The organism is Streptomyces sp. SID5785 (genome assembly GCF_009870065.1).
GTDB lineage: Bacteria > Actinomycetota > Actinomycetes > Streptomycetales > Streptomycetaceae > Streptomyces.
In genome coordinates this window covers 1-5,404 of sequence record NZ_WWIA01000022.1, presented here as the reverse complement: position 1 = coordinate 5,404, position 5,404 = coordinate 1, and the positions used below count along the sequence as shown (strand labels likewise).

5 protein-coding genes are annotated in these 5,404 nt (G+C 71.2%); 4 read left to right on the top strand and 1 reads right to left on the bottom strand.

Features of this window, described 5'->3' with window-relative positions; translation table 11 throughout:
* Window positions 1-72: 72 nt before the first annotated feature.
* Complete coding sequence (locus tag GTW43_RS00710) at window positions 73-1,188, bottom strand: threonine synthase (protein ID WP_161299576.1); 1,116 nt, start codon at window positions 1,186-1,188, stop codon at window positions 73-75.
* A gap of 570 nt (window positions 1,189-1,758) precedes the next feature.
* Here GTW43_RS00710 and GTW43_RS00705 point away from each other — a divergent pair.
* The 4 genes from GTW43_RS00705 to GTW43_RS00690 all read left to right on the top strand — a co-directional run bounded on the left by GTW43_RS00705 (window position 1,759) and on the right by GTW43_RS00690 (window position 5,318).
* On the top strand, window positions 1,759-2,511 hold the full coding sequence (locus GTW43_RS00705; protein ID WP_161299575.1) for a GntR family transcriptional regulator: 753 nt from the start codon (window positions 1,759-1,761) through the stop codon (window positions 2,509-2,511).
* A 185-nt stretch (window positions 2,512-2,696) separates the two neighbouring features.
* Window positions 2,697-4,400, top strand: a complete 1,704-nt coding sequence (locus GTW43_RS00700) for a hypothetical protein (protein ID WP_161299574.1) — start codon at window positions 2,697-2,699, stop codon at window positions 4,398-4,400.
* A gap of 231 nt (window positions 4,401-4,631) precedes the next feature.
* The gene (locus GTW43_RS00695; RefSeq protein WP_161299573.1) at window positions 4,632-4,829 is read left to right on the top strand and encodes an SPOR domain-containing protein; all 198 of its coding nucleotides are present in this window, start codon (window positions 4,632-4,634) and stop codon (window positions 4,827-4,829) included.
* Window positions 4,830-4,850: 21 nt separating this feature from the next.
* Entirely contained in the window at window positions 4,851-5,318 is a 468-nt protein-coding gene (locus tag GTW43_RS00690; RefSeq protein WP_161299572.1) for a (deoxy)nucleoside triphosphate pyrophosphohydrolase, read from the top strand.
* Window positions 5,319-5,404: the final 86 nt, after the last annotated feature.

The following is a 5,404-nucleotide window of genomic DNA, read 5'->3' as shown; positions in this document are numbered from 1 at the left end:
CCCCGTGCGGCCCCTCCCGTCTCGTACCCGACTGACCACCGGCCTGTGCCGCGGAAGCCCGGGGCGCCCGGCTCAGCCGGGGTGGGTCGCGAGTCCGGTCTTCAACCCCGCGCCGCACAGCGGGACGACGGACGTACGGCCCTGGAGCGCGGGGAGTTCACGAGCTGCGGCCCAGCAGGCGACGCCGGTGGACTCGACGTAGAGGCCCTGGGAGGCGAGGTCGAGCTGCGCGTGGCGGATCTGGTCCTCGGTGACGGTGTGGAAGGCGCCGCCCGACTCCCGTACGGCCCGGAGGATCTGGCGGGCCCGGGGCGGGTTGGGGATCGCGATGCCCTCGGCGAAGGTGGGGACGGCGGGCAGGACGGGCCCGATGTCCTCCGCACCGGCCCGCCAGGCCTCGGCGAGGGGAGCGACCGCGGCGGCCTGGACCGCATGCAGGGCGGGGCGGCGGTCGATCAGCCCGGCGCTGTGCAGTTCGCGGACGGCGAGGGCGGCGCCGAGCAGCAGGGTGCCGTTGCCGACGGGCACCACGAGGACCTCGGGCAGACGTCCGCCCAGGTCCTCCCAGAGCTCGTGCACGTAGGTCTTGGTGCCGTGCAGGAAGTAGGGGTTGTAGACATGGCTGGCGTAGAAGACGCCCGGCTCGTCCGCGGCGGCGCGGGCGGCCGTGGCGGCGGCCTCGCGGTCACCGGCGATCACCTCGAGCCGCGCTCCGTGCGCTCCGATCTGCTCGAGCTTCTTCGGGGAGGTGCCCTCGGGGACGTAGACGGTGCAGGGCAGCCGGGCGCGGGCGCAGTAGGCGGCGAGGGCGGTCCCGGCGTTGCCGCTGCTGTCCGCGATGACCCGGTCCGGCCGGAGCCTGGTCGCGAGGGCGGCGAGCAGCACGGCCCCGCGGTCCTTGAAGGACAGGGTGGGCATCAGGAAGTCGAGCTTGGCCGAGACGGTCGCGGAGAGCGGCACGACCGGCGTACGGCCCTCGCCGAGGGTGCAGTCGGGCCGCGGGAGGGGCAGGCACTCGGCGTAGCGCCACAGCGAACCGACCCGCCCGGCGAGGGACTTGAGCCCGGCCGGGGTGGGGGCGTAGTCGAGGTCGAGCGGCCCTCGGCACACGGGACAGCACCAGGCGAGAGAGTCGGCGGCGATGCGCGTGCCGTCGGCGGGACAGTAGCGATCGGGCAGTGCGGTCATGAGCCGACAGTAGTCGCCGACAGCAGCCCCACCCCGCGCCCGCCACCGCCACCGACACCGGGCGAGGCCGGGGGCATGAGGGGGGCACACCCGCACGGGAGAGAAGCAGGAGGAGGTGAACGGGCTCGGTGTTCGGTGTGTGCACCCGATCCGGCGGTCAGTCGGGTACGAGACGGGAGGGGCCGCACGGGGTATGTGCGCGCGCAGCACCCGAGCCCTTCACTCCCCGTACCGTTCCCGGCCGGCGGTGCTCGCAAGATGGCGAGCACGCACATGCCCCGGGCGGCCCCGGCCGCACCCCGACACCTGTAGGCACGAGACGGAAAGCCGCTGAAGGCACCTCGGGCGGCCACCCTCCCTTCAGGCGCCCCCGGCCAACCCGCACGCACGCACGACCCTGGATCCGCTGTGTGAAACATGCACTACCTGGAGAAAGTCCCGGCGGGAAGGGTTGGCCCCCTCGAAGTCATCACTTCGAGTGATTCTTTGGCCTTTGCTTGCACGCCTCAACCCACGGTTGTCAGGCTGTCGCTGTCTGTGGATCAGACGGGGACTTGAGGGGGACAACCAGTGACATTCGGTGAGCAGCCGGCCTACCTGCGCGTCGCGGGTGATCTCCGCAAGAAGATCGTCAATGGCTCGCTGCCACCGCACACCCGGCTGCCGTCGCAGGCGAGGATCCGCGAGGAGTACGGCGTCTCGGACACGGTCGCGCTCGAGGCGCGGAAGGTCCTCATGGCGGAGGGCCTGGTCGAGGGCCGTTCGGGCTCGGGCACCTACGTCCGCGAGCGCCCGGTCCCGCGCAGGGTGAGCCGCTCGGGGTACCGCTCGGGGTCGGGCTCCACGCCGTTCCGGCAGGAGCAGGCGGAGCCTTCCGCGCGGGGCACCTGGGAGTCCCGCAGCGAGCAGGCCGAGGCGGACGTCGAGGTCGCGGAGCGGCTGGACATCCGCCCGGGGGACCGGGTGATGTGCACCAAGTACGTGTACCGGGACGCGGGCGAGACGATGATGCTGTCGACGTCGTGGGAGCCGCTGACCGTCACGGGCCGCACCCCGGTGATGCTCCCGGAGGAGGGCCCGCTCGGCGGCTGCGGCGTGGTGGACAGGATGGCGGCGATCGACGTGGTCGTGGACAACGTGACGGAGGAGGTCGCCGCCCGCCCCGGCCTGGCCGAGGAGTTGAGCGCGCTCGGCGGCGTGCCGGGCCACGTGGTCCTGGTGATCAGCCGGACGTTCTACGCGTCGGGCAGACCGGTGGAGACGGCGGACGTGGTCGTCCCGGCGGACCGGTACCGGATCGCGTACCACCTGCCGGTGAAGTGAGCGAGGCGACCGCGCCCGATAGCCGGACACCCGTTCCGCAAGGTGTGACCGCGAGTTAACCGGGCCCCGGCGCCCGTAACCGCCGGGCAATACCGTGCGACGCCGAGCTGTCATGCGCGGCTCCTACCGTCCGTCTGCGTACCGGCCCACCGGTATACCGCCGACTGACGAACGGGAAGCCGCCGATGACCGAGACAGCTCTGCCCAGCGCAGATCCGGAGACACCCGACCGCACCCGCCCCCCGAAGCGCAGCTACGCCAGACTGGCGGCCGACGAGTCCCGCGAGGACTTCTCGTTGCGCTATGCGCCGCACGCGTACCGGCGCTGGTCGTCGACGACGGTGGCCTCGACGGCGCTGGGCGGCATCGCCTACCTCGCGGACTTCGCGATCGGCGCCTCGATCGTGTTCACGTACGGGTTCACGAGCGGCATGGCGTCGATCCTGTGTGCGGCGACGATCATCTTCCTGACCGGTATACCGATCGCGCGGGCGTGTGCGACGTGCGGCCTGGACATGGATCTGATCACGCGCGGTGCCGGGTTCGGATACTTCGGGTCGACGCTGACCTCGCTGATCTACGCCTCGTTCACGTTCATCTTCTTCGCGCTCGAGGGCTCGATCATGGCGCAGGCGATGCACGAGGTGACCGGACTCCCGCTGCCGGTGGGGTACTTGCTGACGACGCTGATCGTCATCCCGATCGTGTTCCGCGGGATGGGGGCGCTGGCGAAGGTGCAGGCGTGGACCCAGCCGGTGTGGCTGGTGGGGCTCGTGCTGCCGTTCGTGGTGCTGGCCTTCGAGTCGCCGGGGTCGTTCGCGCAGTTCACGCACTTCGGCGGGACCGAGGGTGCGGGCAGCGGCTTCGACTGGCTGGGCTTCGGCTTGGGGACGGGGGTGGCGCTGTCGCTGATCGCGCAGATCGGGGAGCAGGCGGACTACCTGCGGTTCATGCCGGCGAGGACGGAGGCCACCAGGCGGCGATGGAATCTGGCCGTTCTGGCGGCGGGCCCGGGCTGGGTGGTGATCGGCGCGGCGAAGCAGATCGGGGGAGCGCTGCTCGCGTTCGTGGCGCTGGAGGCGGTCGGCAGGACGCACGCGCTGGAGCCGATCGCGCCGCAGGTGGAGGCGTTGCGGCCGTGGCTGGGGTCGGTGGCGCTGCCGGTGGCGGCGGTGTTCGTCGTGGTGTCGCAGGTCAAGATCAACGTGACGAACGCGTACAGCGGTTCGCTGTCGTGGTCGAACTTCTTCTCGCGGGTGACGCACCGGCATCCGGGCCGGGTCTGGTACATCTTCCTGAATCTCGCCATCGCGCTGACGCTGATGGAGATGAACATGTTCGCCGCGCTGAACAAGCTGCTCGGCTTCTACTCGAACGTGGGCATCGCGTGGATCGCGGCGGTGGCGGCGGACCTCGTCATCAACAAGCGGGTGGGCTGGAGCCCGAAGTACATCGAGTTCAAGCGGGCCTATCTGTACGCGGTGAACCCGGCGGGGTTCGGGTCGATGGTGATCGCGTCGACGGTGTCGATCCTGGCGTTCTTCGGGCTGTTCGGGGCGTACGCGGAGGCGTTCTCGACGTTCATCGCGGCGGGGCTCGCGCTGACGCTGTGCCCGCTGATCGCGTGGGCGACGAAGGGCCGGTACTACCTGGCGCGGCCGAATCCGGTGAACGGTCCGGGCGTGGCCGTCGCGGACGTGACGGCGACGCACACGTGCGGGGTGTGCGAGACGGCCTACGAGCTGCCGGACATCGCGGACTGCCCCGTGCAGGGCGGTCCGATCTGCTCGTTGTGCTGCTCGCTCGACGCGGAGTGCGGGGACGTGTGCACGAAGGCGCCGACGGGTGAGCCGGTCCTGCTGCCGGTGCCGCAGGTGCGCGGGGACTGATCCGGTACGGCTGGGGAACAGGGGGCGCATTCGGACGGATGCGCCCCCTGGCGTGCCCCGCCGCATCCGCGTTCTGGCCGGTCGTTGGCTTGTTGCGTATCTCTTTGTGCCATTCCGTATCCGCTCCGTGAAGGTCAGGCGTACGCTCCGGCATATGCGGAGTGCGGTTTCCTCGGGATGCTTAGGGGGCGGGGCGCCATGCGGGCCGGAGTCGGGGAGTGGAGGGACGCGATGAGTGACGGCACGGCCACACTGCCGTGGCTTGTCATCCGTCAGGACGACAACGGGAACCGCTATCGCGTCGGCCGGTACGCGACCAGGGCGGAGGCCGAGAGCATCGCGGACAGCCTCGACGGCCGCGGACACAAGCAGCTGTACTGGGTGGAGCGCCTCGGCCAGGGCTCGGGCCAGCACGGGACCGCGAACTGAGGCGGCCGTAAGCTCCGCCCCATGAAGGACATTCCCGTGGTGGTGGTGGTCGCCGCCGCACTGTACGACGACCGGGGCCGGCTGCTCGCCGCGCGACGGAGTGCGCCCCCCGAGCTGGCCGGCCGCTGGGAGCTTCCCGGGGGCAAGGTCGAGCCGGGGGAGCGCCCGGAGCACGCGCTCGCCCGTGAGCTGCGCGAGGAGCTCGGCGTCGAGGCCGAGCCGGTGGACCGGGTGCCCGGTGAATGGCCGCTGAAGCCGGGGTACGTGTTGCGCGTCTGGCGTACGCGGCTGCTCTCCGGTGAGCCGGCGCCGCTGGAGGACCACGACGCGCTGCGCTGGCTGACGCCGGAGGAGACGTGGTCGGTGGAGTGGCTCGACCAGGACGTGCCGGCGGTGGCGGCGGTGGCCGGGGAGGGTGCCGGTGTGGCTGGTGCGGCATCCGGGGCCGGAGGGGCGTCCGGAGCCGAAGAAGCGGTGCGCGAGGGCTGACGGCGCGATAGCATCCGGCAAAGTTCGGGTATATCCGGATTGTCTTGATTATTCGGAATGCCTGGGTGATTCGGTTGTGCCCGACA

What these genes read in the sequence shown, in the direction of transcription:
- GTW43_RS00700 (WP_161299574.1), top strand. Translation starts at nt 2,697, where the DNA reads ATGACCGAGACAGCTCTGCCCAGCGCAGATCCGGAGACACCCGACCGC.
- GTW43_RS00710 (WP_161299576.1), bottom strand. Translation starts at nt 1,188, where the DNA reads ATGACCGCACTGCCCGATCGCTACTGTCCCGCCGACGGCACGCGCATC.
- GTW43_RS00695 (WP_161299573.1), top strand. Translation starts at nt 4,632, where the DNA reads ATGAGTGACGGCACGGCCACACTGCCGTGGCTTGTCATCCGTCAGGAC.
- GTW43_RS00690 (WP_161299572.1), top strand. Translation starts at nt 4,851, where the DNA reads ATGAAGGACATTCCCGTGGTGGTGGTGGTCGCCGCCGCACTGTACGAC.